The 2,219-nt window shown below is 53.5% G+C and carries 2 protein-coding genes; both read right to left on the minus strand.

The features are described from left to right. On the minus strand, positions 1-808 hold an 808-nt coding region (locus ABJK56_RS19365), incomplete at its 3' end, for an FkbM family methyltransferase (RefSeq protein WP_347246335.1). 17 nt (positions 809-825) lie between these two features. Then, a partial coding sequence (locus ABJK56_RS19370; RefSeq protein WP_347246336.1) for a kelch repeat-containing protein occupies positions 826-2,219 on the minus strand: 1,394 nt, incomplete at its 5' end.

A 2,219-nucleotide genomic window follows, 5' to 3' on the forward strand; every position in this document is an offset into this window, starting at 1 on the left:
TTCTGCCTGCTGGCCCTGATGGCACAAATGCATACAGGAACCCGAGATGGCGATGCACGGGGTTGGGATAGGTGTGTACGTCGAACCCTCTCTCGCTCAGATAGATAATCAGGTCTTGAGCACCATAAGGGGTTATTCCCTCATGGTACTCCATGATAATATGTCGTACCTTATGGAGGACCGAATGAGGTGCGTTGAACAAAATGTCATACTCTGCACCTTCGCAATCAAGTTTGAGTAGATCGCAATAATCTATTCCCAGAAGGGCAAAGGCGTCTCCCAGAGATAGGCAGGGAACAGGCAGAGTTCTCTCAGGCTCTGCGACCTTTGTAGTGCTAAATTGAACCGGCTCTCCCTTTGAGAGATCAAGGTAGAGCGTTCCCGATTCGCCACAAATAGCCTGTGGGAACGCCTGGACATTGATTATTTGATTCAGTTGGAGATTCTCCTGTAACAGAGCAAAGGACTCGGGGAATGGTTCAAAAGCGTAGACGCGAGTAGATGGTCGGCCCTTTGCTACCGAGATAGAAAAATCGCCAATTCCTGCCCCGATGTCCACCACTACCCAGCCGTCTTGCACGACAGTGCCATACCGTTCGTAGAATCGATCCAAGAATGTCTCCTTGGCGATCCACAAGTCCATAGCACCGCGAACGCGAAGCAGGACTTTGCTCTTACGGAACTGAATGATCGCAGACTTGGAGGAACTATGTGGCAGGAAAAGACTCATTGCCGTCACCCAGTTGCTCGTGCCAAGAATTAACTCACCAATGGAGAAGAGGTAATATATGTACTTTCCGACATTCATATTCACAGTTCCTCCCGTCACCGGTTCTGCCTAATGAACTCCCAGGTATCGGATGTCACGCGGCAAATCCCATTGCCGCCAGCCCAGCCGCCGAACAAGAGTATGGCATCTCGGTCAGGCATATACGCAGATGCGATCACGGAGTGAGTGCCAGGCCTGGTTGGAGCAAGCGGGTTCCACGTACTACCATTCCAGGCCCACATATCCTCGTATAACGTGGAGCACCTGCCACGGTCGCCGCCAAACATCAAAACGAGGCCAAGCCGGTCATGGTACACCATAGTATGACCGCCACGCGCCGGTGGCTTTGTCGGCGGTGTAAGCTCTTTCCACTCGTTGCCAGTCCATTCCCAGGTATCGCTCATAGAAGCAGAATTGTTCCATCCTCCGAACAGGAGGATGGTGCCTTGACCGGGTTGGTACGCCATCGCGCATAAACTCCGTGCCGATGGCGCCCTTGAGGATGTACGCAAGGTCCAGTTGGTACCATCATAGACCCATGTGTCGCCGTAGAACTCGCCAGCGCCGTTGTTGCCTCCAAAAAGGACCACTTCGCCTGTCTCCGAGTTATATGCAGCGCAACTCTCCCTTCGAGGAGATGGAGAAGTAGCCGTTTCTACTTTCCTCCACGAGTTCCCATCGTACTCCCATGTCTCATTATGAGGATGTCCCGAACTGTCCAGGCCGCCGAAAAGCACGATTACCCCTCGCTTTGGGTCATAAACCATAACCGCGCTCCATGAGCCCGATGGAGTTATTTGTGTCCGCATCTCATACCAGTTTTCGCCGTCCCATTCCCAAGTATCATTAAAGGTGGTGCTACCAGAACTACCGCCAAATAGCACAATGACCTTGCGCCTGCTGTCATACGCAACAGCATAATTGCCTCTGCTACTCGGAGAGCGAGACGGAGTACGCCGCACCCAATCATAGTCCTCCGGCTTTAACCCCGCTTCGGAAGAGCCAATCTGGATTTTGGCCACAATGCTGCCCGAGTTATCCGCGATCTGCTTATCGTTGATTCGCAAATACAGAATTCCCGAGTCTGCAGCGTAGAAAGTGATTTCTCTGCCGATAAAAAACGGTTGCCCTTGACCAATGCGTCCAATCAGACCCGCATGTGGCACACCTTGTATGAGGTTCGCTCCATCAGTGGAGCCCGGATTTCCCCCTGCATCGATCCAGTGGCCTGACCAGGGTGACCACCGACCTGAAACATAACTCACAGTAACGAAATCACCCTCCTGCAAGATGATTCCAGTGTCCTGCCAGTTCTGATCTGCGCGCACAGTCACTAATTGACTGCCAGGCCTTGCGTTCAGCGTGGCCCGCGCCTGAGCGGTAGCGGCAGCTTGTGCCTGAGCGGTGGCCTGCGCCTGGGCGATGGCGGTGGCCTGCGCCTGGGCGATGG

The sequence above is a fragment of the Thermogutta sp. genome, assembly GCF_039793925.1.
Classification (GTDB): Bacteria; Planctomycetota; Planctomycetia; order Pirellulales; family Thermoguttaceae; genus Thermogutta.